Origin of the sequence: Bradyrhizobium agreste (assembly GCF_016031625.1) — a bacterium.
Classification (GTDB): domain Bacteria; phylum Pseudomonadota; class Alphaproteobacteria; order Rhizobiales; family Xanthobacteraceae; genus Bradyrhizobium; species Bradyrhizobium agreste.
In genome coordinates, this window is the sequence record NZ_JACCHP010000005.1 from 111,401 (window position 1) to 137,862 (window position 26,462).

Annotated in this window: 21 protein-coding genes, 3 tRNA genes and 1 pseudogene; 12 read left to right on the forward strand and 13 right to left on the reverse strand. The window is 64.9% G+C overall.

Annotation, left to right across the window (positions count from 1 at the left end):
- Positions 1-2: 2 nt before the first annotated feature.
- Positions 3-1,304: a multicopper oxidase family protein gene (locus tag HZZ13_RS09050; RefSeq protein ID WP_197959281.1), complete on the reverse strand. Its 1,302-nt coding sequence runs from the start codon at positions 1,302-1,304 to the stop codon at positions 3-5.
- Positions 1,305-1,458: 154 nt separating this feature from the next.
- Between HZZ13_RS09050 and HZZ13_RS09055 the strand changes: the two genes are divergently transcribed.
- The 3 genes from HZZ13_RS09055 (at position 1,459) to HZZ13_RS09065 (ending at position 3,996) form a co-directional block, all read left to right on the forward strand.
- Positions 1,459-1,543, forward strand: a tRNA-Leu gene (locus HZZ13_RS09055).
- 174 nt (positions 1,544-1,717) lie between these two features.
- A complete protein-coding gene (gene tig, locus HZZ13_RS09060; protein WP_197959282.1) occupies positions 1,718-3,079 on the forward strand; it encodes a trigger factor in 1,362 nt (453 codons plus the stop codon).
- 281 nt (positions 3,080-3,360) lie between these two features.
- Positions 3,361-3,996 carry an ATP-dependent Clp protease proteolytic subunit gene (locus HZZ13_RS09065; protein ID WP_197959283.1) on the forward strand — a complete coding sequence of 212 codons (636 nt, stop codon included), beginning with the start codon at positions 3,361-3,363 and terminating at the stop codon, positions 3,994-3,996.
- A gap of 62 nt (positions 3,997-4,058) precedes the next feature.
- On the opposite strand, the gene HZZ13_RS09070 is transcribed toward HZZ13_RS09065, so the two are convergent.
- On the reverse strand, positions 4,059-4,265 hold the full coding sequence (locus HZZ13_RS09070) for a hypothetical protein (RefSeq protein ID WP_197959284.1): 207 nt from the start codon (positions 4,263-4,265) through the stop codon (positions 4,059-4,061).
- 181 nt (positions 4,266-4,446) lie between these two features.
- On the opposite strand from HZZ13_RS09070, the gene clpX reads away from it, so the two are divergent.
- The 4 genes from clpX to HZZ13_RS09090 all read left to right on the forward strand — a co-directional run bounded on the left by clpX (position 4,447) and on the right by HZZ13_RS09090 (position 9,050).
- On the forward strand, positions 4,447-5,718 hold the full coding sequence (clpX, locus tag HZZ13_RS09075) for an ATP-dependent Clp protease ATP-binding subunit ClpX (protein ID WP_008547851.1): 1,272 nt from the start codon (positions 4,447-4,449) through the stop codon (positions 5,716-5,718).
- Between the two features lie 320 nt (positions 5,719-6,038).
- Entirely contained in the window at positions 6,039-8,462 is a 2,424-nt protein-coding gene (lon, locus tag HZZ13_RS09080; protein ID WP_197959285.1) for an endopeptidase La, read from the forward strand.
- Positions 8,463-8,521: 59 nt separating this feature from the next.
- The gene (locus tag HZZ13_RS09085; protein ID WP_197950001.1) at positions 8,522-8,926 is read left to right on the forward strand and encodes a GFA family protein; all 405 of its coding nucleotides are present in this window, start codon (positions 8,522-8,524) and stop codon (positions 8,924-8,926) included.
- A gap of 47 nt (positions 8,927-8,973) precedes the next feature.
- A tRNA-Val gene (locus HZZ13_RS09090) sits at positions 8,974-9,050 on the forward strand.
- Positions 9,051-9,198: 148 nt separating this feature from the next.
- On the opposite strand, the gene HZZ13_RS09095 is transcribed toward HZZ13_RS09090, so the two are convergent.
- Positions 9,199-9,828 (reverse strand): hypothetical protein, encoded by a 630-nt coding sequence (locus tag HZZ13_RS09095; protein ID WP_197959286.1) that lies wholly within the window; start codon positions 9,826-9,828, stop codon positions 9,199-9,201.
- A 454-nt stretch (positions 9,829-10,282) separates the two neighbouring features.
- Between HZZ13_RS09095 and HZZ13_RS09100 the strand changes: the two genes are divergently transcribed.
- The gene (locus tag HZZ13_RS09100; RefSeq protein ID WP_197959287.1) at positions 10,283-11,143 is read left to right on the forward strand and encodes a class I SAM-dependent methyltransferase; all 861 of its coding nucleotides are present in this window, start codon (positions 10,283-10,285) and stop codon (positions 11,141-11,143) included.
- Between the two features lie 114 nt (positions 11,144-11,257).
- Here HZZ13_RS09100 and HZZ13_RS09105 read toward each other — a convergent pair whose 3' ends face one another.
- The 6 genes and pseudogenes from HZZ13_RS09105 to HZZ13_RS09130 all read right to left on the reverse strand — a co-directional run bounded on the left by HZZ13_RS09105 (position 11,258) and on the right by HZZ13_RS09130 (position 18,496).
- Entirely contained in the window at positions 11,258-12,265 is a 1,008-nt protein-coding gene (locus HZZ13_RS09105; RefSeq protein ID WP_197959288.1) for a cation diffusion facilitator family transporter, read from the reverse strand.
- Between the two features lie 2 nt (positions 12,266-12,267).
- Positions 12,268-15,486: an efflux RND transporter permease subunit gene (locus tag HZZ13_RS09110; protein ID WP_197959289.1), complete on the reverse strand. Its 3,219-nt coding sequence runs from the start codon at positions 15,484-15,486 to the stop codon at positions 12,268-12,270.
- Complete coding sequence (ihpB, locus tag HZZ13_RS09115) at positions 15,479-16,456, reverse strand: divalent metal ion exporter adaptor subunit IhpB (RefSeq protein ID WP_197959290.1); 978 nt, start codon at positions 16,454-16,456, stop codon at positions 15,479-15,481. Before ihpB ends, HZZ13_RS09110 begins: the two co-directional genes overlap by 8 nt.
- Positions 16,453-17,726, reverse strand: a pseudogene (gene ihpA, locus HZZ13_RS09120) (divalent metal ion exporter subunit IhpA). Before ihpA ends, ihpB begins: the two are co-directional and overlap by 4 nt.
- 55 nt (positions 17,727-17,781) lie before the next feature.
- Positions 17,782-18,144: a hypothetical protein gene (locus HZZ13_RS09125; protein ID WP_197959291.1), complete on the reverse strand. Its 363-nt coding sequence runs from the start codon at positions 18,142-18,144 to the stop codon at positions 17,782-17,784.
- 121 nt (positions 18,145-18,265) lie between these two features.
- The gene (locus HZZ13_RS09130) at positions 18,266-18,496 is read right to left on the reverse strand and encodes a hypothetical protein (protein ID WP_197959292.1); all 231 of its coding nucleotides are present in this window, start codon (positions 18,494-18,496) and stop codon (positions 18,266-18,268) included.
- Positions 18,497-18,855: 359 nt separating this feature from the next.
- On the opposite strand from HZZ13_RS09130, the gene HZZ13_RS09135 reads away from it, so the two are divergent.
- A complete protein-coding gene (locus HZZ13_RS09135; protein ID WP_197959293.1) occupies positions 18,856-19,746 on the forward strand; it encodes a hypothetical protein in 891 nt (296 codons plus the stop codon).
- 75 nt (positions 19,747-19,821) lie between these two features.
- Here HZZ13_RS09135 and pepT read toward each other — a convergent pair whose 3' ends face one another.
- The 4 genes from pepT to HZZ13_RS09155 form a co-directional block, all read right to left on the reverse strand.
- The gene (gene pepT / locus HZZ13_RS09140) at positions 19,822-21,072 is read right to left on the reverse strand and encodes a peptidase T (protein WP_197959294.1); all 1,251 of its coding nucleotides are present in this window, start codon (positions 21,070-21,072) and stop codon (positions 19,822-19,824) included.
- A gap of 96 nt (positions 21,073-21,168) precedes the next feature.
- The gene (locus HZZ13_RS09145) at positions 21,169-21,498 is read right to left on the reverse strand and encodes an HU family DNA-binding protein (protein ID WP_197959295.1); all 330 of its coding nucleotides are present in this window, start codon (positions 21,496-21,498) and stop codon (positions 21,169-21,171) included.
- Between the two features lie 199 nt (positions 21,499-21,697).
- Positions 21,698-21,774, reverse strand: a tRNA-Asp gene (locus HZZ13_RS09150).
- Positions 21,775-21,933: 159 nt separating this feature from the next.
- Positions 21,934-22,137, reverse strand: a complete 204-nt coding sequence (locus HZZ13_RS09155) for a hypothetical protein (protein ID WP_197959296.1) — start codon at positions 22,135-22,137, stop codon at positions 21,934-21,936.
- Between the two features lie 406 nt (positions 22,138-22,543).
- Here HZZ13_RS09155 and HZZ13_RS09160 point away from each other — a divergent pair, with 406 nt between their 5' ends.
- The 3 genes from HZZ13_RS09160 to HZZ13_RS09170 all read left to right on the forward strand — a co-directional run bounded on the left by HZZ13_RS09160 (position 22,544) and on the right by HZZ13_RS09170 (position 26,456).
- Positions 22,544-24,808, forward strand: a complete 2,265-nt coding sequence (locus tag HZZ13_RS09160) for a TonB-dependent siderophore receptor (RefSeq protein ID WP_197959297.1) — start codon at positions 22,544-22,546, stop codon at positions 24,806-24,808.
- A gap of 701 nt (positions 24,809-25,509) precedes the next feature.
- The gene (locus HZZ13_RS09165) at positions 25,510-25,875 is read left to right on the forward strand and encodes an NADH-quinone oxidoreductase subunit A (RefSeq protein ID WP_008136158.1); all 366 of its coding nucleotides are present in this window, start codon (positions 25,510-25,512) and stop codon (positions 25,873-25,875) included.
- A complete protein-coding gene (locus HZZ13_RS09170; protein WP_197959298.1) occupies positions 25,866-26,456 on the forward strand; it encodes a NuoB/complex I 20 kDa subunit family protein in 591 nt (196 codons plus the stop codon). Before HZZ13_RS09165 ends, HZZ13_RS09170 begins: the two co-directional genes overlap by 10 nt.
- Positions 26,457-26,462 lie beyond the last annotated feature (6 nt).

A 26,462-nucleotide genomic window follows, 5' to 3' on the forward strand; every position in this document is an offset into this window, starting at 1 on the left:
GTTCACTCCACCCCATACCAGCGCACCAGGCGCGGTGCGGCCCAGTCGGTCGCGACGGATTCGATCAGCCAGCGTCCGGGTGAGGTCGCGGCAAACGCGATGCGCTGGGTCTGCCCGGGCTCGATCGCGAGCGTGTCGAGCCAGTAGGGCTTCCAGCCGTCGTCGAGCTTGTCGAGCAGCCGGAAATGGTGGCCGTGCAGGTGAAACACGGTGGTGATCGGGGCAGGGTTCTGCAGGGCCAGCACCACGGTGCGGCCGGTTCTGGCGCGGAAGGCGGGGGCGGAGGCGGTGGAGAAGGTCGCGGGCCGAACCCAGCCGGAATCGGTAGCGCCGAGCGCGACATCGAACCGCAGGGCACCTCTCAGATCGAGCTTCTCGGGGAGATCGTTCGACGGAAGCGGTTGCGGCGGCGACAGCGGGGCGCGCTCCAGCTTCCCGGAGATGGTCAGGTTTCCGACCTGGCGCGCCTCCATGCCGTCATGGAGCAGAAATGGGGCCGAGGCGGCCGCATCGACGAAGGCGTCGGCCCGCGCGCCCGGGGCCAGCACCAACGCGCCGTTGCGCGCGGGAAACGGCACGGCCGGCTGGCCGTCCAGGGCCATCACGTTGACCTCGTGGTTTTCCAATTTGATCGCGAGAGCAGAGCGTTGCGAGCCGTTGATAAAGCGCAGCCGCAGCCGCTCGCCCGCCGAAGCTGAGAGTTCGAATGAAGTCTTGCCGTTGATTGTATAAAGCGGTGTCGTGTCCTTCGGGTCCTGGCCCGGCGGGACCGCGGTGCCATCCGGCCGCAGCCGCCATTCCTCGATCAACAGGATCTCGTCGCGATCGACGGCGACCGCGCCGGTTTCGGCCACGATGATCGGAAGCGCGCGTGCGGGCTGCCTCAGGCCGTCCTCGAAGAGGCGGAAGTCGGCCAGCAGGGTCCCTGCATTAGACATTGAAATAATTGACGTTTCCGTCGTATCCGGCGGTGCCGGGGCGCGGCCGCGGAGCGGGTCGGCCGCCATCGGCGCGTGAAGGCCGTACCAGACTGGCGCAAGCGGCACAGGCAGGTTGTTGCTGAAGACCACCTGGCAGCGGTCGAAGCGCTTGAGACGCACGTCCCCGATATGGCTTACGGCGGCCAGCTCCCAGATCGGTGTAGCCGACTGACCCGGTCTCAGGGACAGCGTTGCCGGCCTCGCCTGCAGCGCGAGCTGGGCCGTCACAAGCCCGCCTGCGCCGCCGGCGATCAGCCCGGCTGCCGAGGCTCCGAGGCCTGCCAAAACCTCCCGTCTGTTCGGGTCAGAAATCCGCGTTGTCATGGCACGATCCGGACCACGCCGTGCTGGATAAGTCCAGCCGTCGTGCCTATTTGAAGCCTGCCTCCGTCAGGCCATTTTTTTGCTGCGAACAGTCAGGCGCATGCTATAAGCCCGGCCGCCCGCGGCATCGCGGCCGGTCTTGATGCAAATTCACGCGGGCGTGGCGGAACTGGTAGACGCGCTGGATTTAGGTTCCAGTGACGAAAGTTGTGGGGGTTCGAGTCCCTCCGCCCGCACCAAGCGCTTATCGCGTTTGCACGGATTACGAGGCCTGCTTCCGCGCGGATGATCGTCCGCAGGAAGCGGGTCCGATGAACCACCGGCGTGGAGGCGTTTGCCTCGCGCCGGATCGATTAATGACAGCGTCCCGACGCGCGACGTGCCGGGGCCGAACGAAAAGAAGATTGGACGCCATGCAGGTCACAGAAACCCTCTCGGAAGGTTTGAAGCACGAGTTCAAGATCAGCGTTCCCGCGTCTGATCTCGATGCCAAGGCCGGCGCCAAGCTCGTCGACCTCAAGGACAAGGTCCGCATCAACGGCTTCCGTCCGGGCAAGGTGCCGGTCTCGCACCTGAAGAAGGTCTATGGCCGCTCGGTGATGGCCGAGACCATCGACCAGACCATCCGCGACACCAACACGCAGCTGTTCTCCGAGCGCGGCTTCCGTCTCGCGACCGAGCCGAAGATCACCATGCCGACGGAGCAGAAGGACGTCGAGGAGCTGCTGAGCGGCAAGACGGATCTGACCTACACGGTCGCCATCGAGGTGGTGCCGGCGATCGCGCTCGCCGACTTCAAGAGCTTCCAGGTCGAGAAGCCCGTTGCCGAGGTCACCGACGCCGACGTCGACGAGGCGATCAAGCGCATCGCCGATTCCAACCGCACCTTTGCCGCCAGAGGCGAGGGCGCCAAGGCGGAACAGGGCGACCGCGTCACCATCAACTTCAAGGGCACCATCAACGGTGAAGTCTTCGAGGGCGGCACCGGCGAGGGCATCCAGGTCGTGATCGGCTCGAACAGCTTCATCCCGGGCTTCGAGGAGCAACTGATCGGGATCGGCGCGGGTGAGACGCGTACGCTGAAAGTGTCGTTCCCGAAGAACTACATGAACGACAAGCTCGCCGGCCAGCCGGCGGAGTTCGAGACCACCGCGACCCTGATCGAGGCGCCGCAGGACCTCGCAATCGACGACGAGTTCGCCAAGTCGCTCGGCCTGGAATCGCTGGACAAGCTGAAGGAGGCCGCACGCGAGCGGCTGACTGCGGAGTTCGCCACCGCCACGCGCCAACGCGTCAAGCGCGCGCTGCTCGACCGCCTCGACGAGGCCCATCGCTTCGAGGCTCCGCCCTCGCTGGTGGACGAGGAGTTCAATCTGATGTGGAACTCGGTCAAGGCGGAGATGGACTCCGCCGGCAAGACCTTTGCCGACGAGGACACCACCGAGGAGAAGGCGAAGGAGGAGTATCGCAAGATCGCCGATCGCCGCGTGCGGCTCGGCCTCGTGCTCTCCGAGATCGGCGAGAAGAACAAGATCACCGTGACCGACGACGAGGTCGGCCGCGCCGTGATCGAGCGCGCGCGCTCGATGCCCGGTCGCGAGAAGGAGGTCTGGGACTTCTACCGCAACAACGCCCAGGCGCTCGCCCAGCTTCGTGCGCCGATCTATGAGGACAAGGTGGTCGACTTCATCCTCGAGCTCGCCAACGTGACCGAGACGAAGGTCTCCCGCGAGGACCTCTACAAGGACGACGACGCGGAAAAGACCGCGGCCTGAAGGGTTTGAGGCAGCTGTCTATTAATGATGATCGACGAAGGGGCCCAGCTAGCCAGGTGGCCGGCTGGGCCTCTTTGTGCGAATCAGCTTCAACTGCCCCTCGGATTAAGCCTTAATGCGCTCCGCACTTGTCAGAAGCGAATTGGGCTATATCTGTCGCTACGCCTTCTACCTCTTACCCAAGTTCCTGCATCACAGGACGTCCATTCGCCTCCCGGCCAATCCAGCCAAAACTGGCAAGCCCGCCCGGCGGTGTCCGTCTCCGAAACCCTAGGTGACTCATGCGCGATCCGGTTGAAACCTACATGAACCTCGTGCCCATGGTGGTCGAGCAGACCAACCGTGGCGAGCGCGCCTACGACATTTTCTCGCGCCTCCTGAAGGAGCGCATCATCTTCGTGACCGGCCCGGTCGAGGACGGCATGTCGACGCTGATCGTCGCGCAGCTGCTGTTCCTCGAGGCGGAAAATCCGAAGAAGGAAATCTCGATGTACATCAACTCGCCGGGCGGCGTGGTGACGTCGGGCCTTGCGATCTACGACACGATGCAGTTCATCCGCCCGCCGGTCTCGACCCTGTGCACCGGTCAGGCGGCTTCGATGGGCTCGCTGCTGCTCGCCGCCGGCGAAAAGGACATGCGCTTCTCGCTGCCGAACGCGCGCATCATGGTGCACCAGCCCTCCGGCGGCTTCCAGGGCCAGGCTACCGACATCATGCTGCACGCCCAGGAAATCCTGAACCTGAAGAAGCGGCTCAACGAGATCTACGTCAAGCACACCGGCCAGACCTACAAGTCGATCGAGGATGCGTTGGAACGCGACAAGTTCCTCACTGCGAACGACGCCAAGGAGTTCGGCCTGGTCGACAAGGTGATCGACAAGCGCGCCGAGGAGCCGGCGCCGGCGAAAGTCCCGTAGCACTACTGGGGCGTCACGACGATCCCTCGGTTTGCCGTGGACCCGTCAGGGCGGCGTTCACGTTAGGTGTGCGCGCGCGCGGTGCAAAACGCGGTTTTGCGTCCTGAGACAAGCAGAAAGTTCCGCTTTCGTGCTTGTTTTTCGTGGCAATCCAGCAACGCCGGGGTGTTTTCGATCACTTCGCCCGTGCCAAGACCGGAAATCACGGTATTGTCACGGGTAGCCGGCGACCCCCGATTAGCGAATTCTTGATAGTCGGGTGACAGCATGGTTGGCTACGCTTGATCGGCTATGATCGCGGGAGAATCGAACAACCGTGATTCGCACGGACGTAGTAAAGCGTAGGGTCTTTTTTGGTACGGAATTTGCTCTACTTAAGCTTCATGCCGACTGTCGTGTCGGAATGGAGCGATCGAGCGGAACGGGATCGAACCGCGGACGGAGACATGAATGAGTAAGGTCGGCACGAGCGACTCCAAGAACACGCTATATTGCTCGTTCTGCGGCAAGAGCCAGCACGAAGTCCGCAAACTGATCGCGGGTCCCACGGTCTTCATCTGCGACGAGTGCGTCGAGCTCTGCATGGACATCATCCGCGAGGAGAACAAGTCCTCGCTGGTCAAGTCGCGCGACGGTATTCCGACGCCGAAGGAAATCTGCAAGGTGCTGGACGATTACGTCATCGGCCAGAGCCATGCGAAGAAGGTCCTCTCGGTCGCGGTGCACAACCACTACAAGCGCCTCAACCACCAGACCAAGCACAACGACGTCGAGCTCGCGAAGTCGAACATCCTGCTGATTGGTCCGACCGGCTCGGGCAAGACGCTGCTCGCGCAGACGCTCGCCCGCATCCTGGACGTCCCGTTCACCATGGCCGATGCGACGACGCTGACCGAAGCCGGCTATGTCGGCGAGGACGTCGAGAACATCATCCTGAAGCTGCTCCAGGCCGCCGACTACAACGTCGAGCGCGCCCAGCGCGGCATCGTCTACATCGACGAAATCGACAAGATCAGCCGCAAGTCCGACAACCCCTCGATCACGCGTGATGTGTCGGGTGAGGGCGTGCAGCAGGCGCTGCTCAAGATCATGGAAGGCACGGTGGCTTCGGTCCCGCCGCAGGGCGGCCGCAAGCATCCGCAGCAGGAGTTCCTGCAGGTGGATACCACCAACATCCTGTTCATCTGCGGCGGCGCTTTCGCCGGCCTCGAGAAGATCATCTCGGCACGCGGTCGGTCGACCTCGATCGGCTTCGGCGCCCAGGTGCTCGCGCCGGAGGATCGCCGGACCGGCGAGATCTTCCGTCACGTCGAGCCTGAGGACCTCCTGAAGTACGGCCTCATCCCCGAGTTCGTCGGTCGTCTGCCCGTCGTGGCGACGCTCGAGGACCTCGATGAGACCTCGCTGAAGAAGATCCTGACCGAGCCGAAGAACGCGCTGGTGAAACAGTACCAGCGGCTGTTCGAGATGGAGAACATCGAGCTGACCTTCGCCGACGAGGCGCTTGGCGCGGTCGCCCGCAAGGCGATCGAGCGCAAGACCGGCGCGCGGGGCCTCCGTTCGATCCTCGAGGCGATCCTGCTCGAGACCATGTTCGACCTGCCGGGCCTGGAAGGTGTGGAAGAAGTCGTGATTTCCCGCGAAGTGGTGGAAGGCACGGCCCGTCCGCTCTACATCTACGCCGATCGGTCCGATCGCGCCGTCGAGAACGCCAGCGCCTGATCTGACGGCGCTGGAACGCTCCAATCGTTTCCTCAAAGTAGGCTGCGGAACTGGTATGTCCGCAGCTGGTGTTGCGTCGCTTATTGCGTGCGTAAGCGCCTGATGGCGCGTGTCTTTCAATGACTTGACACCTCCCGGGTCGATAGCCACCTAATGTCGGCGGCGAGCGAAAATTCTCTTCAAGATTCGCCTCTGTTCCGTTCCGGCGAGCCGGTCCAACTTGTAGGACCGACCGGCTCTGCGGATCATCTCGGCACCTTGTGGCGGTTGCGCATGATCAGCGGGCTGCGTGCAAGGGGGCAAAGCAAAAGGAAAAGGCCATGAGCAATCCCAAACCCCGGCCAACCATCGTCCATGGCGAAGCGCACGCCTATCCCGTGCTGCCGCTGCGCGATATCGTCGTCTTCCCGCACATGATCGTTCCGCTCTTCGTCGGTCGCGAGAAGTCGATCCGCGCGCTCGAAGAGGTGATGAAGAACGACGCGCTGATCATGCTCGCCACGCAGAAGAACGCGTCCGACGATGATCCGGCGCCCGATGCGATTTACGAGACCGGGACGCTTGCCAGCGTGCTGCAGCTCTTGAAGCTCCCCGACGGCACGGTGAAGGTGCTGGTCGAAGGGCTCGAGCGCGCGCGCGTGGCGAAGTACACCGATCGCGCCGACTATTACGAGGCGACCGCCGTCGCGCTCGCCGACACCGATGCGAAATCGGTCGAGGCGGAAGCGCTGGCACGCTCGGTCGTGTCGGACTTCGAGAGCTATGTGAAGCTCAACAAGAAGATCTCGGCCGAGGTCGTCGGCGTCGTGCAGGCGATCACCGATTTCGCCAAGCTCGCCGACACCGTTGCCTCGCATCTCGCCGTCAAGATCGCGGATCGGCAGGGCATCCTGGAGACGCTGTCCGTCACCACGCGCCTGGAGAAGGTGCTGGGCCTGATGGAGAGCGAGATCTCGGTGCTGCAGGTCGAGAAGCGGATTCGTTCTCGCGTGAAGCGCCAGATGGAGAAGACCCAGCGCGAGTATTATCTCAACGAGCAGATGAAGGCGATCCAGAAGGAACTCGGCGACGACGACGGTCGCGACGAGCTCGCCGATCTCGAAGAGAAGATCTCCAAGACCAAGCTCTCCAAGGAAGCGCGCGAGAAGGCGCAGCATGAATTGAAGAAGCTGCGCCAGATGTCGCCGATGTCCGCGGAAGCGACCGTCGTGCGCAACTATCTGGATTGGCTGCTGTCGATCCCGTGGAACAAGAAGTCCAAGGTGAAGAAGGACCTGGAGGCCGCGCAGGCCATCCTGGACTCCGATCACTACGGGCTGGAGAAGGTCAAGGAACGCATCGTCGAGTACCTCGCGGTGCAGTCGCGCGCCAACAAGCTGACCGGGCCGATCCTGTGCCTGGTCGGGCCTCCCGGCGTCGGCAAGACCTCGCTCGGCAAGTCGATCGCGAAGGCGACGGGGCGCGAATTCGTGCGCGTCTCGCTCGGCGGCGTGCGCGATGAGGCCGAGATCCGCGGTCACCGCCGCACCTATATCGGCTCGATGCCCGGCAAGATCATCCAGTCGATGCGCAAGGCGAAGTCGTCCAATCCGCTGTTCCTGTTGGACGAGATCGACAAGATGGGCGCCGATTTCCGCGGCGATCCGTCCTCGGCGCTGCTCGAGGTGCTCGATCCCGAGCAGAACGGGACCTTCAACGACCACTATCTCGAGGTCGACTACGATCTCTCCAACGTGATGTTCATCACCACCGCGAATACGCTCAATATTCCCGGGCCGCTGATGGACCGCATGGAGATCATCCGGATCGCGGGCTACACCGAGAACGAGAAGGTCGAAATCGCGCGCAAGCACCTGATCCCGAACGCGGTGTCCAAGCACGGCCTGGACTCCAAGGAGTTCTCGATCGACGACGAGGCGCTGCTGCTTCTGATCCGCCGCTACACCCGCGAAGCGGGCGTGCGCAACCTGGAGCGTGAGCTCTCCACACTCGCCCGCAAGGCGGTGAAGGAGCTGATGATCTCCAAGAAGAAGTCGGTCAAGGTCACCGAGAAGACTCTGGAAGAGCTGCTCGGCGTGCCGAAGTACCGCTTCGGCGAGATCGAGAGCGAGCCGCAGGTCGGCATCGTCACCGGCCTTGCCTGGACCGACGTCGGCGGCGAGCTGCTGACGATCGAAGGCGTCATGATGCCCGGCAAGGGCAAGATGACCGTCACGGGCAATCTGCGCGACGTCATGAAGGAGTCGATTTCCGCGGCGGCGTCCTACGTCCGCTCGCGTGCGATCAACTACGGCGTCGAGCCGCCGCTGTTCGACAAGCGCGACATCCACGTGCACGTGCCGGAGGGCGCGACGCCGAAGGACGGCCCGTCCGCGGGCGTTGCGATGGCCACCGCGATCATCTCGGTCATGACCGGCATCCCGGTCCGCCATGATGTCGCGATGACCGGCGAGATCACGCTGCGCGGCCGCGTGCTGCCGATCGGCGGCCTCAAGGAGAAGCTGCTGGCTGCGGCCCGCGGCGGCATCAAGACGGTGCTGATCCCCGAGGACAACGCCAAGGATCTCACGGAGATTTCCGATGCGATCAAGGGCGGCATGGAGATCATCCCGGTTTCGCGCCTCGACGACGTCGTCGCCAAGGCGCTGGTCAAGAAGCCGGTCCCGATCGTCTGGGAAGAGGACACCAAGGTGACGGTGAAGCCGGACGGCGATGAGGCCGCGGGCGGCCTGACCGCTCACTGAGGTTCAACGCAAATGATAAAACGGCGCCTTCGGGCGCCGTTTTTGTTTTGGAGCTGGTGATGCGGATCGACGGACAGTGCCATTGCGGGAAGATCACCTATGAGGCCGAGGTCGATCCGGAGGCGGTGTCGGTCTGCCACTGTACGGATTGCCAGACCCTGACCGGCTCGCCGTTCCGGGTGACCGCGGTCTGTTCGGGCGCAGACGTCCGCCTGACGCGCGGCGCGCCCAAGATCTACGGCAAGCGCGGCGACAACGGCCGGATGCGCTTCCAGCATTTTTGCGGCGACTGCGGTTCCCCGCTGTTCACCAGCGGCGAGGGCGATCAGGCCGACGATTGGGGCATCCGTTGGGGCTCGATCCGCCAGCGTAGTCAGCTGCGGCCCGTTCGGCAGATCTGGTGCCAGTCGGCGGCGGTGTGGATCGACGCCGTGCCGCTGCTGCCGGGGCGGCCGCAGGATTGAGGTCGGGCTTGCCCAGCGAGGGCGGGTAGGGATAAAGAGGCGGCACGGGGCGGTTAGCTCAGCTGGTTAGAGCATCTCGTTTACACCGAGAGGGTCCGCGGTTCGAATCCGTGACCGCCCACCATTCCTAAAAGACATGTCGGCTTGGCGATCTACTCGCCCGCTGGATTGCGGCAGAGCTGAACGCCGGTGGCAATGCGCGCAGATGCGACTCGCTGCGCGCACCTGCCGCGCTCGCCCGGTCTCCACTCCTCAAGCCCTGCGTTGTACGGTCACGTCAACGGCCTTGCCGTTTCCTTCACCGCCTGCGCTGTCGTTGCCATGCCGGCGGCATAGGCAGCTCCTGCGCCGAGGAGAAGCGAGCAGAAGCTTGCAAACATCACGTATGAGAAGTGTTTGCGGGCCTCGTCGAGCTGGGCCGGCGTCGCCGGCCGAGCCGTCGCACCGACCGTGTCTCGACCCGTATTGTTCGTCCAATAGGCGATACGGGCGCTCGCTGTGTATGACGGGCCGACCAGGTTGCTGGCGATGCTGGTCGCGGACACCGGCATCATCGCTGCCGCAGCCACCACGACGACAGTCGTGACCGCCCAGGCGGCAAGTGCGTGGCCGACGCGGCCGAGGCCGGACTGATCCGGCGAGTTGGCTGCCGCAACGGCACCGCCAACAAAGGCAGCAATGATTCCCGACACCGCCCACCACACGAATGCGGCCCAGCTAGCGCCAGCGGGTGCCGTCGAGGCTGTGGGAATGTCGATTGCGAGCAGACCGATGCCGAGACCGAGCATGGTCAGCAAGATTTGGACGACCAACGATGCGAACATGCCAGCCAGTACGGCCGACCAGGTCCAGCCAAAGAAGGGGTTGGGTATTGCGCGTGTCACCATGGCGAGATCCTCCACGAACTTCCATTTCCCGTTCCAACGCGCCCTTAAATCTTCCGTTCCTGGATCTGGAACTCCCGACGGCTTCGTGGCTTGGTTTACGGCAAAGCTAGAAGAGGCCGGACACCATGACACTTGGTCGCGGCGCCCTATTGTGGCTGCTAGGAATTCCGCTCCCGGTCATCCTGCTGCTTGCGCTGTTCTGGCGTTAGCTTGCGGATCGGAGGGAGGGCGGAGAAGGCGCGGCGCTCGATGGCGGGCCCAGCGCACAATTCGGTTTTGCGACAAGAACGGGCCGTCAACAGCGCAGATGCCCCTCATTGGCTGAGCTCTCTTCCCCAACCTTCCATCAGACTTAGTCCTGACCTAAAGGCTGCATCGGCCCCCGCGACGTGATATGGCCGCTGTGCTGCTGCACCGCGGGATACCACCTGGCGGCCGCATCGCGCGAATGGCAACGACCGGGGACACCATGCAACAACCCAGCGGGCACGAGCAGAATGCCGACCAGATCGCCTATTGGAACGGCCCGAGCGGGCAGCGCTGGGCCGATCGCCACGCGGTGCAGGAAAAGCTGCTCGGACCCATTGCCGACGTCCTGATCGCGCGCGCCGCGCCGAGGCCGGGTGAGCGCGTGATCGACGTCGGCTGCGGCTCCGGTGCGACGACATTGGCGTTCGCGAAGGCGGTGGCGCCTGATGGCCTTGCGCTCGGCCTCGACGTCTCCGAGCCGATGCTGGCGCAGGCGCGGGCACTTGCGCCAAAGGGCTTGCCGCTCGATTTCGTGCTGGCGGACGCGACGGTCCACCCCTTCGAACCTGCGAGCTTCGATCTGCTCGCCTCGCGCTTCGGCGTGATGTTCTTCGCCGATCCGATCGCGTCCTTCGCCAATCTCCGCCGTGCGCTGAAGCCGACCGGACGGCTCGCCTTCGCCTGCTGGCGCGATCCGAAGGAAAACCCCTGGATGATGGCGCCGCTGATGGCGGTCTACAAGCACGTGCCGAAGATGCCGCCGGTCGGGCCGGAGGAGCCGGGCCCGTTCGCCTTCGCCTCGGAAGAGCGCGTGATGCGCATCCTCAAAGGTGCAGGCTTCGTAGACGTGGCAATGGAGCCGCACAATCTTCCGATGGATATCGCGATCGGCAGCGGGCTCGATGCAGCCGTGGACGGCGCGCTGCAGATCGGCCCGGCCAGCCGCGCGCTCCAGGGCCATCCGCCGGAGACCTACGAGGCCGCCAAGGTGTCGGTCCGCGAGATGCTCGAGCCGTTCTTGAAGGGGCAGAGCGTGACGTTGCAGGGCGCGATCTGGATCGTGACGGCGAAGGTGGCGTAGGCCGCAGCTCGCGCCACCGTCATTGCGAGCGAAGCGAAGCAATCCAGAATGCCTCCGCGGCGACAGTCAGGATTGCTTCGTCGTTTCGCTCCTCGCAATGACGACGTGGCACCCTCACACCACATCATCCGGCGCGAGCGCGCAGCCGTTGTCGGGATGCGTCTCGACCTGGAGCGTGCTGTGGCCGATGCGGAAGGATGTCTTGAGGAGCTGCGTCGTCTGCATCAGGAATGCGTCGTCGCTGCCTGCCGGCATGACGAGATGGCAGGTCAGCGCCGTCTCCGTGGTCGAGAGCGGCCAGACGTGGAGGTCGTGAATCCCTGAGACGCCCGGTCGCGCCAGCAGGAACGCCTTGATTGCAGGAAGGTCGGTGCCCTTCGGCACAGCTGCCATCGACATGTCGATGGAGCCGCGCAGGAGGCTGGTCGTGCTCCAGAGGATGGTGGCGCAGATGACGAGGCTCGTGACGGGATCGAGCCAGAGCCAGCCGGTCCAGATGATCAGCGCGGCCGAGACCACGACGCCGAACGAGACCGCGGCGTCGGCGGCCATGTGCAGATACGCGCCTTCGATGTTGATGTCGTCCTTGCGGCCGCTTGCGAACAGCAGGGCGGTGAAACCGTTGATGAGGATGCCGATGCCGGCGACCACCATCACGGTGATGCCTGCGACCGGCTCCGGCTCGCGCAGGCGCAGGATCGCCTCCCAGCCGATGGCGCCGGTCGCGACCAGCAGGAACACGGCATTGGCCAACGCGGCCAGGATGGTGGAGGCGCGAAAACCGTAGGTGAAGCGGCCGCTGGGGGCGCGGCGGGCTGCGATCGAGGCGCCCCAGGCAATGACGAGGCCGAGCACGTCCGACAAATTATGGCCGGCATCGGCGAGCAGGGCGGTGGAGTTGCCGACATAGCCGTACACCGCCTCGGCCACGACGAGCGCGGTGTTGAGCGTAATGCCGAGCGCGAACGCCTTGCCGAAATTGGCGGGCGCGTGGACATGGCCGGGCCCATGACCATGATGACCATGACCGTGATCGTGCCCATGTCCATCATCGTCTCCATGCGCATGCGAGTGGTCCGCATGATCGTGATGGTGATGACCGTGGTGGTCGTGGCTGGCCAATTCTAGCGCTCCCCGGACGCCGCCAAATCAGGCGCCATTGTAGGCGTTTCGCTTGCCACGTCACGGCGGAACAGCACGTAGAGCGCCGGCAGCACCAGTAGCGTCAGCACGGTCGAGGAGATGATGCCGCCGATCACGACGGTCGCGAGCGGCCGCTGCACCTCGGCGCCGGCGCCGGTGGCGAGCGCCATCGGCACGAAGCCGAGTGAGGCGACGAGCGCGGTCATCAGCACCGGGCGCAGCCGCGTCAGCGCGCCCTCGCGCACGGCCTCCGCGACCGAGCGTCCCTCGCTGCGGAGACGCTCGATGAAGGCGATGATGACGAGCCCATTGAGCACGGCGACGCCGGACAGCGCGATGAAGCCGACGCCAGCGCTGATCGACAACGGAATGTCGCGCAGCAGCAGCGCGGCGACGCCGCCGGTCAGCGCCAGCGGCACGCCGGAGAACACCAGCGCCGCATCCGCCGCCGATCCCATGCCCATGAACAGCAGCAGGAACACGAGCAGCAGCGCCACCGGCACCACGATGGTCAGCCGCTTGGTTGCCGAGACCAGCTGCTCGAACTGGCCGCCCCAGCCGATCCAGTAGCCCGCCGGCAGCTTGACCTTCTCGGCGACCGCGGCCTCGGCCTCCGCGACGAAAGAGCCGAGGTCGCGCGCACGGACATTGGCGGTGACGACGATGCGCCGCTTGCCGTTCTCGCGGCTGATCTGGTTCGGGCCCGGCGTCGCATCGACGGTGGCGACCGACGACAGCGGCACATAGCGCATCTGGGCGAGCGGAGAGCTGGCCAGCGCCGCTCGAACGGCGGCGCCGATTGCCGCGTCCTCGCCGGGCGGCAGCGGGATCGGGATCGCCCGGATCGCCTCGAGATTGCCGCGCAGGTGCTCCGGCAGGCGCACCACGATGTCGAAGCGGCGATCGCCTTCGAACAGCTTGCCGGCCGACTTGCCGCCGACCGCGATCTCGACGATGCCCTGCACCTCGGCGACGCTGAGGCCGTAGCGGGCGAGCGCCTGGCGGTCGAGCCGGACCGTGAGGATCGGCAGGCCCGCGACCTGCTCGATCTTGACGTCACTGGCGCCGCGGATGCCGCGGATCGCGGCTTCCACCTGCCTTGCGGCGCCTTGCAGGATGTCCAGGTCGTCCCCGAAGATCTTGACCCCGACATCGGTGCGTACGCCCGAGATCAGCTCGTTGACGCGGAACTGGATCGGCTGGGAGATTTCATAGGCGCTGCCGGGAATTTCGTCTGCAGCATGCTCGATGGCCTCGACCACGTCCGATTTCGACTTGCCCGGGTCGGGCCATTCGGCGCGCGGCTTCAGCATGACGTAGCCGTCGGTCTGCGCCGGCGACATCGGATCGGTGGCGATCTCGGCGGTGCCGATGCGGGTGAAGAACTCCTTCACCTCGGGGATCTGCTTGATGCGCTTTTCCAGCGCCTTCTGCAGGTCCAGCGACTGGGTGAGGCTGGTGCCGGGAATCCGGATCGAGGCCAGCGCGACGTCGCCTTCGTCGAGGCTCGGAATGAACTCGCCGCCCATCCGCGCAGCGGCGATGCCGCTCGCGGTCACGATGAGCACGGCCATGATCGCGACCGCGGCCCGATTATCGATGGCAAAATGGAGCAGGGGGAGGTAGGCGCGCTTCGCCATCCGCATGAACAGGTTTTCGTGCTCGGACACCTTGCCGGTCACCAAGATGGCGACAGCCGCCGGCACGAAGGTGATGGAGAACAGCACGGCTGCACCGAGCGCCATCAGCACGGTCAGCGCCATCGGCGTGAACATCTTGCCTTCGACGCCGGTCAGCGTCAGCACGGGCAAATAGACCACGGCGATGATCAGCGTTCCGAACAGGCTCGGCTTGATCACCTCGCTCGACCCGCGCAGGATCGCGCGCAGCCGTTCAGTGGTCGTGAGCAGACCGCCTTTCTCGCGTTGGGCCGCGGCCAGCATGCGCAGGCAGTTCTCGACGATGATGACGGCACCATCGACAATGATGCCGAAGTCGATTGCGCCAAGGCTCATCAGGTTCGCGCTGACCTTGGTCTCGACCATGCCGGTGATGGTCATCGCCATCGACAACGGAATGACGCAGGCCGTGACCAGCGCGGCGCGAATGTTGCCGAGGATCAGGAACAGCACGGCCACCACCAGCGCCGCGCCTTCCAGCAGGTTGTTCCTGACCGTGCGGATGGTGGCTTCGACGAGGTCGGTGCGGTCGTAGACGGTCCGCGTCACGATGCCCTCGGGCAGCGACTTGGCGATCTCCTCCAAACGTGCCGCGACGCGGCGGGCCACGGTCCGGCTATTCTCGCCGATCAGCAGCATGGCGGTGCCGAGCACGGTCTCCTCGCCGTTCCACGTCGCAGCGCCCGTGCGCAAATCGCGCCCCTCGGTGACAACAGCGACGTCCCTGATCCGGACGGGATTGCCGCCGCGCGAGCCGATGACGATGTCCTGGATCTCGCTGACATTGCCGACCTGGCCCGGCGAGCGAACCAGGTATTGCTCGCCGTTGCGCTCGATATAGCCGGCCCCGACATTGGCGTTGTTGGCGGCGAGCGCTGTCATCACGTCGCGAAAGCCGAGCCGGTAGGCCATCAGCTTGCCGGGGTCGGGCAGCACGTGAAATTGCCGCTCGAAGCCGCCGATCGTGTTGACCTCGATCACACCAGGCACGTAGCGAAGCTGCGGGCGGATGATCCAGTCCTGCACGGTGCGCAGATCGGTCAGCGAATAGTCGTGGCCGCCTTGCGTCTTCGCGCTCGCTTTGGCCTCGACGGTGTACATGAAGATTTCACCGAGGCCGGTCGAGACCGGACCCATCGCGACCTCGACGCCAACAGGCAGCTGGTCCTTGGCCTGCTGGATGCGCTCGCCGACGAGCTGGCGGGCGAAATAGATGTCGGTGCCGTCCTTGAACACGACCGTCACCTGGCTGAGGCCGTAGCGCGACAGCGAGCGGGTGTAGTCGAGCTTGGGCAGGCCGCCCATCGCGGTCTCGACCGGGAAGGTGATGCGCTGCTCGGTCTCGAGCGGCGAATAGCCGGGGGCCCAGGTGTTGATCTGGACCTGGACGTTGGTGATGTCGGGCACCGCGTCGATCGGCAGGCGCTGGAAATTCCAGGCGCCGAACGCGATGGCGCCGAGCGCGAGCAGGAGAACCAGCCAGCGCTGGGCAAGCGAGACGGCGATGAGGCGCTCAATCATGCTCGGCCTCGCCCTTGCCCATCTCCGCCTTCACGACGAAGCTGTTCTCGGCGACGTAATGCTCGCCGGCCGCAAGGCCCGCCTTGATCTCGACATGGCGCGGATCGGAATCGCCAAGCTCGACCGGGCGGGCCTCGATCTTGTCGCCGTCCTCGCGCACGAACACGATGGTCTTGTTCTCCAGCGTCTGGATCGCGCTGCGCCGCACCGCGACCGCGACATTGCGCGCCGCGAGGATCAGCCGTGCGGTGACGAAGAGGCCGGGACGCAGGCGTCCGTCCGGATTTGGCAGCACCACGCGCGCCAGCGCGGTCTGGGTCTCGCTACTGCCGATCGGCGCCATGTAGGAGATCGTGCCCTTGATCTCGCCGCGGCCGTCGTCGGGATCGATCAGCACCTCGTCGTTGAGGCGGACGCGGCGGAGATCCTGCCGGTAGATCGACAGGTCGACCCAGATGGTGGCGAGGTCGGCGACGACGAAGGCCGGCTTCTGCTCCGAGGCGTATTCGCCGAGCGAGATCTGCCTCTCGATGATGGTGCCGGCAATGGGCGCCTTCAGCTCGTAGACGGTGAGGCTCTGGTTGCTCTCGATCGCGGCGAGCAGGTCGTCCTTGGCGACCTTGTCACCGATGCGCTTCTGGATGGATTTGGCGAGGCCCGGAAAGCGCGGCGTCACCTGCACCACGGCTTCCTGGTTGGCGCGCAGGATGCCGTTGAAGGCCAGCGTGTCGGTCAGTGTGGCGCTGGCGGCTTCCGCCAGCGTGACGCCCGCGGCTGCCAGCTTGACGTCGGAGATGCGGATGCGGTCGGCGCCGTGCTCGTCCTGCTCGACATGATCGTTCGGCTTCTTCGGCTCGGAATGCTCGGCATGCTCGCTGTGCGCGGGCTTTGCCGGCGCGAGCAGGGAATAGCCGTAAGCGCCGAGCCCTGCGGCAATGACGGCCACGAGAATCGTGGAGGAGATCCTCATCGTGCGCTCTCCCGCGCGAGCGTGAAGGGATTGCCGACGAGACCTTCGATGGTCGCGACGCCGGCATGGAAATTCTGCAGCGCCTCCTGCTCGCGCAGCCGCGCCTGGGTGACGCTGGCCTGGGCGTCCAGCACTTCGAGCAGGGTGAAGCGGCCCTGGCCATAGCCTTGCGAGATCGCCTCGGAGGCCTCGACAGCCCTCGGGATCGCGGTCTCGCGCAGCACCGCGAGCTCGCGCAGCGAGCCCTGGAGCGAATCGTAGGCACGGCCGGCGATCACGATCAGCGCGTTGCGGTTGGCCTCGCGCTCGGCTTTGGTCTTGGCGAGGCTTTCCTGGGCCGAGAGGATGTTGCCCTGGTTCTGGTCGAACACGGGGATCGGCACCGACACGGAGAGCCGCACCGCATCGTCGTTGGTTTCGCTGTAGTGACGCCAGCCTGCCGCGATGCGCACGTCGGGATAGGGCTTGAGCCGCGCCAGCAAGAGCTCGGCATTGCGCTGGGCATAGACCGCGGTCCACCGCACCAGCTGCGGATTGGCGTCGATGGCGGCAACCACCGACTGGAACGTCGGCGGCTTGCCCATGGTGTCGAGCCGGCCGGACACCTCGCCGAATTTGGCGGACGCATCGCCCATCAGCACCGCAAGCTCGCGCCGGGCGCTTGCCAGCGTCGCCTTGAAGCGCTCGCGGTCGGCCTTCACCAGGGCGGAGGCGACCTCGGCGCGGCCCGTCTCGGCCGGCGAGGACGCGCCGGCCTCGACACGGCGGCGCAAAAGCGGTGTCAGCCGGTCGATCGCGGCGATCTGCTCGTCGAGGATCTGGATGCGCCGCTGCGCCCCGAGCACGCTGAGAAAGGCGATCGCGGTCTCTGACAGCACTTCCAGCCTGATCGCCTTGCGCTGGATCGCGGCGACCTCGACGCCGGCGGCTCCGGCTGCGATCCGCGCCTCGCGCTTGCCGAACAGCTCGAAAGCCTGGCTGATCTGGAGCGTGGTCTCGGCCGATCGGGTCCCGCGATATTTGCCGGAACCGAATGAATCGTCCTGCTCATAGGACAGTTCCGGATTGAGCAGGCGCCCGCCTGGATGCGCTGGCCCGTGGCGATGCCGACGTCGCGCTCCGCCGCCGTCAGGCGCGGGCTCGCCGCCAGCGCGCGCGCCAGCGCGGTTGGCATCGTCAACGTCTGGGCATGAGCCGGTGCAAGCGCCAATGCTGCAATCAGACACGCTGCCGCACGCGCGAGGCGCGCGGCCATTCCCCTGCGAAACATGAAACCGACCTGTAAAGGATGAACCTAATGGGCGCGCGGCGCCCGACCAATCCGTTCAGGCTATAGGTCTGGGAGGGGGAGAGTCGGTCTCGGGAGCAATTCCGGCGAGGCGAGGGGCCCTTTGTGGGCCCGGTGCCGACACGAGCGTGATCGCCGCGGTCGACGGCGCCGGCTGTGCCACCGTCAGCGAAAAGCAACCGTGGCAATGATGTCCGCCGATGGCTTTGTGGTCGCCATGGCCGGCCGCGCCATCGAGGGCCGCGGCGATCTCCGAACCGCCGCGGGGCGTGGTGACGTCGATGTCGTGCGCGCCGTGCAGCGCGCCCGCGAGCAGATAGACCGCCGCGATCAGCACGGACAGCAGCCCGCGCCAGGAGCGCGAGCGGCAGGATCCTGAGGGCCGGCGGTTTGCGAGCACGAGGTCACTCTGGTTGCGGTCTGTGCCCGCCCTAGCATGGGTGCGGGAACAGTGTCGACCCGCAACATTGTTACGTCTCTGGAACAATTGCCGCAGCAGTGTATACGTTTGCCAGCGCCTCTCACTGGCGGACAATGGCGCGCCGAAGTGGCGCCACGGCTTCGATCGTGGAGGCCGGAGCTTCGCTGCCATCGTCGCTTTCCATGGTGATAACGGCCCGACAGCTCGCTTCCATCGCCCGTTCCAGCCATTTGATGGCTTCGTCGATCCATTGGTCGTGGTGCTCGGGATCGGCGAGGGCCTTCTCCCGGAATGCATTCGCCTGATGCAGGCACGCCGTTCTGCGGTCCACGCGCCTCTCCTGATCTGGAGGTTCCGCCCTGATCGCATCATTGATGATCCCGGCTCCGGCGTCCTTAACATACGACAGGAGGGGACGAGCCGGCCGCAACGCGGAAAGGCCCCAGCCGGACGAGCCGGCTGAGGCCTCATGTGCTCACAATCTCTATCCTTGGGACTTGGACAGACAACCCGCATCTACCAAGTTCGTTCCATACGATCTGTCCAATTAGGAACGTTCCTCATAGCTCGCGATTAGCGAGCAGAAGAACTGAGGAGGACGGACTATGGACGGATTGATCTATCTGATCGGCCTGATCGTCGTCATCATGGCGATCCTGTCGTTCTTCGGCCTGCGCTGAGTGCGCCGCGATGACGGTCGAAACTCTGATGCGGGAAGAGGTCATGGAAGGCGGGCTGGCAGGCGAGGCGCCTCGAACCATCCAGTGGAGCTCGGTGTTCGCGGGCGCGCTTGCTGCGAGCGCAATGTCGTTCATCCTGATCGGATTTGGTGTCGCGATCGGTCTCGGTGTCAGTTCGGCCTCGCCGAGCTGGCGCGATGCCTCGGCGGCGCTGGCGCTGCTTTCCGGGCTGTATCTGATCATCCAGGCGATCGTCAGCTTCGGGTTCGGCGGTTACGTCGCCGGCCGGACGACCCGGTCCGAGCCTGCGCTCACAACCATCGAAGATGACCGCGAGCGGCGGGACGGGCTTCACGGGTTGACCGCCTGGGCGCTGGCGGTCCTGGCCGGCGCAGCGCTGCTGGCGCTTCTCGGCGCTGCCGCGATCGACCGCTCGCCGATGCGCAGTTCGGCGAGCAACACCTCGGCGGCCGAGCCGCTGCTGAGCTACGAGCTCGACAAGCTGTTCCGCGCGCCGCGCCGCGCACCGAACACCGACCTGAGGGAAGCGCGGGCAGAAGCGGGACGTATCCTGATGACGTCGTCCAGCCACAGCGGCGTCAGCACCGATGACCGAGCCTATCTCGTGCAACAGGTCGCCGGCGTCACGGGACTGGCGGCCCCCGATGCCGAGCGGCGGGTTGATGCGCTGATCGCAGAATCCAAGACGGCCATCAACCGCGCGCGACGCAACTCGATCATCGTGGCGTTCTCGGTCGCCGCCGCGACCCTGATCGGCGCCGCGGTGGCCTGGGCTGCGGCCGTTGCCGGCGGCCGGCATCGTGATGGAGAGCCGCTGCCGAAGTGGATGGCGAGCGCCAACCGCTTCCATCGCAATCCGCGCGCAATGCCGGTGCCGTAGGAGCGCTCACGCAAATGGAGCAAATGGAAATGGCCGGGCGGCAAGCCCGGCCATCGTCGACGTCTGCAGGAAGGGTCAGGCCTTCTCTTCCCAGATCATCGCCAGATGCACGATGGTCTCCACCGCCTTTTCCATGTCCTGCCGGCTGACCCATTCGAGCCGCGAATGGAACGCGTGCTCGCCGGCGAAGATGTTGGGGCAGGGCAGTCCCATGAACGACAGGCGGGAGCCGTCGGTGCCGCCGCGGATCGCGGTGCGCATCGGGCGCAGGCCGGCGCGGCGGATCGCCTCGATGGCGTATTCGAGCACGTGCGGGTGACGATCGATCACCTGCTTCATGTTGCGGTACTGCTCCTTGACCTCGAACGTGTAGGTCGAGCGCGGATAGTCCTTCATCACGTCCTTGACGATGCCCTCGAGCAGCACCTCCTTCTCCTTCAGCCCTTCCTCGGTGAAGTCGCGGACGATGAAGGAGAGCGTCGCCTGTTCGAGCGCGCCGTCGATGCCGATCGGATGCAGAAATCCTTGCTTGCCCGAGGTGGTCTCGGGCGAGCAGCCCTCCTTCGGCAGACGCTCGACGATGGCGGCGGCGATCTTGATCGCGTGCTCCATCTTGCCCTTGGCGTAGCCGGGATGGGCGCTGACGCCGTTGATGGTGATGGTGGCGCCGTCGGCCGAGAAGGTCTCGTCCTCGACGCAGCCGGCGCTCTCGCCGTCCATCGTGTAGCCGAAATCGGCGCCCAGCTTCTTCAGGTCGACATTGTCGACACCGCGCCCGATCTCCTCGTCCGGCGTGAACAGGATCTTGATGGTGCCGTGCTTCACGTCGGGGTTGTTGAGGAAGAAATGCGCGGCATCCATGATCTCGGCAACGCCGGCCTTGTTGTCGGCCCCCAACAGCGTGGTGCCGTCGGTGGTGATGATGTCGTTGCCGATCTGGTGCTTCAGCGCGGGGTGCTCGTTGAAGCGGATCACCTGACTGGTGTCGCCGGGCAGGACGATGTCGCCGCCGCGATAGTCCTTCACGATTTGCGGCTTGACGTCCTTGCCGGTGACGTCGGGCGAGGTGTCCATGTGCGAGCAGAAGCAGATCACCGGCACCTTCTTGTCGGTGTTGGCCGGGATCGTTCCATAGACGTAGCCGTAATCGTCGAGATGCGCGTCCGCAACGCCCATGGCCCGCAACTCGGCAGCGAGCACGCGGCCGAGATCCTTCTGCTTCTCGGTCGACGGCGAGCCGGGAGATTCCGGATCGGACTGGGTATCGATGGTGACGTAGCGCAGGAAGCGCTCGGTCACGGTATGCGAAAAAGTGAGGGAGGACATTTCTGGTCAAACCGCCGGGTGTCGGGAAGCTGGCGGTATAGCAGAAAAGCGGGCCGTGATGCGGCCGGAACGGGCTCGGCTCAGGGTTAGGTGGCCTCAGATCGCCTCCTTCAGTTCCTTCACCGGGCGGAACGCGACCTTCCGGGTGGCCTTGATGGGGATTGCTTCTCCGGTGGAAGGATTGCGGCCGGTGCGGGCGGCGCGCTTGCGGACCTGGAGGATGCCGAGGCCGACAATGCGGACCCGGTCGCCCTTCTTGAGGTGCTTGGCGATCAGATCGACCATGTCGGTCAGCACGGCCTCGGCGTGCTTTTTGGAGACATCCTGGCGCTCGGCAATGTCGGCGGCGAGGTGCTTGAGTGTGATCGTGGCGGGCGCGGCCGCCTTCTTCGCCGACTCCTTCTTGGCCGGATCCTTCTTAGCCATGTCTGGCCTCCTCATCGTCCAATGACAGGGAGTCCCAGAAAAGCCGATGATGTGGGATCCCTCTAAGTCCTTCCAGGCGTAGACGATTCGGGCGCGGGCTGACTATGCCTGGAGTTCCCGGCGGCCGCCTGAAATGGCGCGCGGAGCCGCGAAAGGCGTCGAGAAGTTCGGGCTAAGATGATGAGGGGATTGCCAAAAATGGCGCGAGAGACGGGGCTCGAACCCGCGACCTCCGGCGTGACAGGCCGGCGCTCTAACCAACTGAGCTACTCCCGCGTGGTTCGCTGAACGCGCGCGGAACGAGGGGGGACTTAAAGGGGGGACATGGTGAAGTCAAGGACGTTGCGCTTCCCCCGGCCGTCCCTGCTAAGCGTTGCTCTGGAAAACGAAAAAGGCCGCCCGGCGGCGGCCCATGGTCAGCCCAAAAGGCAGGCATCAGCGAATCTCGGACGTGCCGGCGCTGGTCACCACCACCGGCTTGCCGGCCTTGACGACGTGTGTGGATTGGGCCGTCTGGCTGTAATCGGCATGGGTGCGGGCCGCGATCCCGAAGCCGGCCACGGCAATGCCGGCCACCAGCGCCACCACCACGATCTTCAGGTGGGTCGCACGATCAGCAGAATGAATTGAGTGGTTCATCAGAGCCTCCCGACGGGCTTTGCCGCCGTCTATGGGCTCATCTTCTAAGGACCATCTGTTTCCGGATGGTTTCGCGGGTTCCGCAAAATGGTTTCATCTGCCCCAACCGGCGAGTTTTGTCCCGTGAGCCCGAGATCGCCGGTGCGGCGGCATGGGCCGGGGGAGGGGAGACCAGGCGAGCGGCCGGCTCCCGACGAGAATTCCGAAAATCTGAATTTGCCCGACTGCACGTTTGCCGCCACGCCGGAAAACGTTGGAGTGCTTCTAAGAGTCGTTCTAAGAGGCTTTCAATTAGGGAATTCGCGCGCCCTCACATAAGCGTCACCCCAAGCGCATGGCGTTCCGGGACAGGCGGCATGACGCATCGAACATGCAGCTTTGGGGTGGCGCGTTGTACAGTCTTGGAATGCTGCGGTCGGCCGTGTTGGCGACCGCATCCGCTTGGGTTTTGATGCCTCAGGCATCGCTTGCACAACCGTCCGCGCAGAGTGGCGCGCAGAACATTCCGTCGGTGACGGTCACGGCGCCGGAAGCGCGCCGCCGCGCGGCCGCCACGTCCCCTCAGCGCCGTACGCCGCGGTCATCGTCGGTGCAGACGGCCAACAGGAACAGGCCGCAGCCACGGCGCGAAGTCGGCTTCATCGAGACGCCGCGCGGTCCGGTGAACGGTTACGTCGCCGGCCGCAGTTCGTCGGGTACCAAGACCAACACGCCGATCATGGAGACGCCGCAGGCGGTGTCCGTGATCGGCGCCGAGCAGATCCGGGACCAGAAGCCGAACAAGCTCGACGAGGTCCTGCGCTACACCGCCGGCGTGCGGGCAGGGACCTTCGGTACGGACACCCGCAACGATTGGTGGCTGATCCGCGGCTTCAAGTCCGAGGATATCGGCCTGTTCCTCGACGGCATGCAGCTGTTCTACACCTCCTATGCCAGCTGGAAGCTGCAGACTCCCAACATGGAGCGGGTCGAGGTGCTGCGCGGGCCGTCGGCGGTGCTTTACGGCGGATCGAGTCCGAGCGGCATCGTCAACGTCATCAGCAAGATGCCGCCGGCCGAGCCGATCCGCTACATCGAGGCGGGCGTCAACAATTTCGGCAACGCCTATGTCAGCTTCGACATGGGCGGCCCTGTCGCGACCTCTTCTGACAACGGCAAGCTGTTCGCGCGCGTGGTCGGTCAGGTTCAGAACGGCGGCACGCAGGTCGACTTCACGCCTGATAACAACTACTTCATCGCGCCGTCGGTCACGTGGAAGCCGGATGCCGACACGAGCTTCACGGTGCTTGCTTCTGCCTCGAAGCAGGATACCCGCGGCATCAACTTCCTGCCCTATCAGGGCACGGTGACCAGCGCGCCCTTCGGCAAGATCCCGACCAGCTTCTTCGCCGGCGATCCCAGCGTCGACAAGTTCAAGCGCGAGCAGGAGATGCTCGGCTACCAGTTCGAGCGTCATCTCACCGACGACCTCACGTTCCGCCAGAATGCGCGGTTCGCGCATGTCGACATCACCTACCGCGGCTATGTCGGCAACGATTGGGCCAACATCAACACGGCCACGCTCAATCGCTACAATTGGTATGCGAAGAACACGGCCAATCAGGCCAATCTCGACAATCAGCTCGAGTATCGCTTCAACACCGGTCCGGTCAGGCACACGATGCTGTTCGGTGTCGATCTGCGGGGCTATCAGATCGACGATTACCAGGCCTTCGGGTTCGGTGTGCCCGCGATCAACGTCTTCAATCCGGCCTATGGCGGAGCCGAGGTTCCGTTGCCGGGCTCGCCGTTCCGCAACTTCCTGATCACGCAGAAGCAGGCCGGCACCTATCTGCAGGACCAGATGAAGCTCGGCAATTTCACGCTGGTGCTGAGCGGCCGCAACGATTGGGTTGAGACAACACAGGAAGCCCGGGATACCGGGGCGACCGTTGCCAGCCGCGACGACAGCAGGTTCAGCGGCCGTGCCGGGCTGATCTATAATTTCGACAATGGCATCGCGCCCTACGTCTCCTACTCGACGAGCTACAACCCGATTATCGGTCTCAACGCGCAGAACCAGCTGTTCCTGCCGGAGACCGGCAAGCAGGCCGAAATCGGCGTGAAGGTCGCGCCGAAGGGGTTCGACGGCTATTTCACCGCCTCGGTGTTCGATCTGGTGCGCCAGAACGTGACGACGACCACGGGCGCGGGGATCGTTCCGGTGCTGCAGAACCAGACAGGAGAGGTGACGTCGCGCGGCATCGAGTTGGAAGCGGTGGCCAATGCCACGAAGGAGCTGAAGTTCATCGGCGCCTTCACGGCCTATCATCTCTTCAACAGCAAGGATCTGGATCCGGCGCTGGTCGGCAAGACGCCGACCAACACGCCGGAGCTCCTGGTCTCGGGCTGGGCCGACTACACCTTCAAGGACGGCCCGCTTGAGGGCTTCGGCTTCGGCGGCGGCGTCCGCTATATCGGCTCGTCCTGGGCCGACACGGCGAACACGCTCGAAGTTCCCGCCGTCGTACTCGGCGATCTCGCGCTCCACTACGAATGGCAGAACTGGCGGACGGCACTCAACGTGATCAACGTGACTGACAAGATCTATGTCGCAAGCTGCGCGTCGGCTTCCTCCTGCTTCTACGGCGACCGTCGCCGCGTCACCGCCAGCGTCTCCTACAAATGGTGAGGACAGGCGAGGGCAGGGCCGGAAGGCTCTGGGACCAAGCGCAACTGATGGTGACGTTCGCTCGGCACTGCCCGGGCGTCCGCTGATCCGCCGTCACGATGAGCTCGCGGGCCATGCCCCCCGGCCCGAAGCTCATCCGAGCGCGGCGCGCGCGACGGGCAGGTCGCCGCCGCGCTCGCGGCCGGCTCGGAGCCAATTGCGGGCACATTCGCCGGACGAGCCCCGGTCCTGTGATGACGCATGGCTCCTCTGATTACTCAGGGCTGTGGACAGGTCCTGCACCTGAGGCGGCGGCACCAGCATTGGTCTCCTGGTCGCGCCGGCTTAAAGGACCATCGGCAAACTATGTCGCCGCGACAAGCGGGGGAAATCGCCCCCGCGGCGGCGATTGCCGGGGCCGGGTGCGCAGCCGCACCAAAGCCTAAGCATTTTGGTCGGTCAGCACACAGCGAATAGCTGCCTCGGCGCGAGCGCCGCAATGCCCGAACGGCTGACCTGCGAGACCGTGGCCCTTGCTGGCCATGGCGATCTGCTCCATACCTGCCGCGGGGTGATTCCGGGATTTTCACCGTTCTGGGGGCGGCAAAGGGCCTGAAAACAGCGTGTCTTGCGCCCATTGGTGCACTGCGCTAAGGCTCAGAATAATTCCAAATCGGACGAATCCGTGGCTGTCCCGAGGCTGCGGGAAAGAGGGCTCGCCAATGAGCGGCATTCTGCAGAACTATCTTCCACTCGTCGTCTTTATAGGGGTAGCGGGCCTCATCGGCCTCGTGCTGCTGATCGCGCCCTTCATCGTGGCGTTCCAGCAGCCGGACCCCGAAAAGCTGTCGGCCTATGAGTGCGGTTTCAACGCCTTCGACGACGCCCGCATGAAGTTCGACGTTCGCTTCTACCTGGTCGCCATCCTCTTCATCATCTTCGACCTCGAGGTGGCGTTTCTGTTTCCCTGGGCGGTGGCGTTCGGCAAGCTTGGCGCGACTGGCTTCTGGTCCATGGTGGTGTTCCTCGCCGTGCTGACGGTCGGGTTCGCCTATGAATGGAAAAAAGGGGCTCTGGAATGGGATTGAACCCTCCTACTCAGTCCTTGGCTCCGGTCGTTGCGCCGGCCCCCAAGGGCATCCTGGATCCCTCCACCGGCAAGCCGGTCGGGGCCAATGATCCGTTCTTCCTTGAGGTCAATTCCGAGCTGTCCGACAAGGGCTTCTTCGTCGCCGCGACCGACGACCTCATCACGTGGGCGCGCACCGGCTCGTTGATGTGGATGACCTTCGGTCTGGCCTGCTGCGCCGTCGAGATGATGCAGGTCTCGATGCCGCGCTACGACGTCGAGCGCTTCGGCTTCGCCCCGCGTGCCTCGCCGCGCCAGTCCGACGTGATGATCGTTGCGGGAACGCTGACCAACAAGATGGCGCCGGCGCTGCGCAAGGTCTACGACCAGATGCCCGAGCCGCGCTACGTCATCTCGATGGGCTCCTGTGCCAATGGCGGCGGCTATTATCACTATTCCTACTCGGTCGTGCGCGGCTGCGACCGCATCGTGCCGATCGACATCTACGTGCCGGGCTGCCCGCCCACGGCGGAAGCGCTGCTCTACGGCGTGCTGCTGCTGCAGAAGAAGATCCGGCGCACCGGCACCATCGAACGCTAAGGTTTA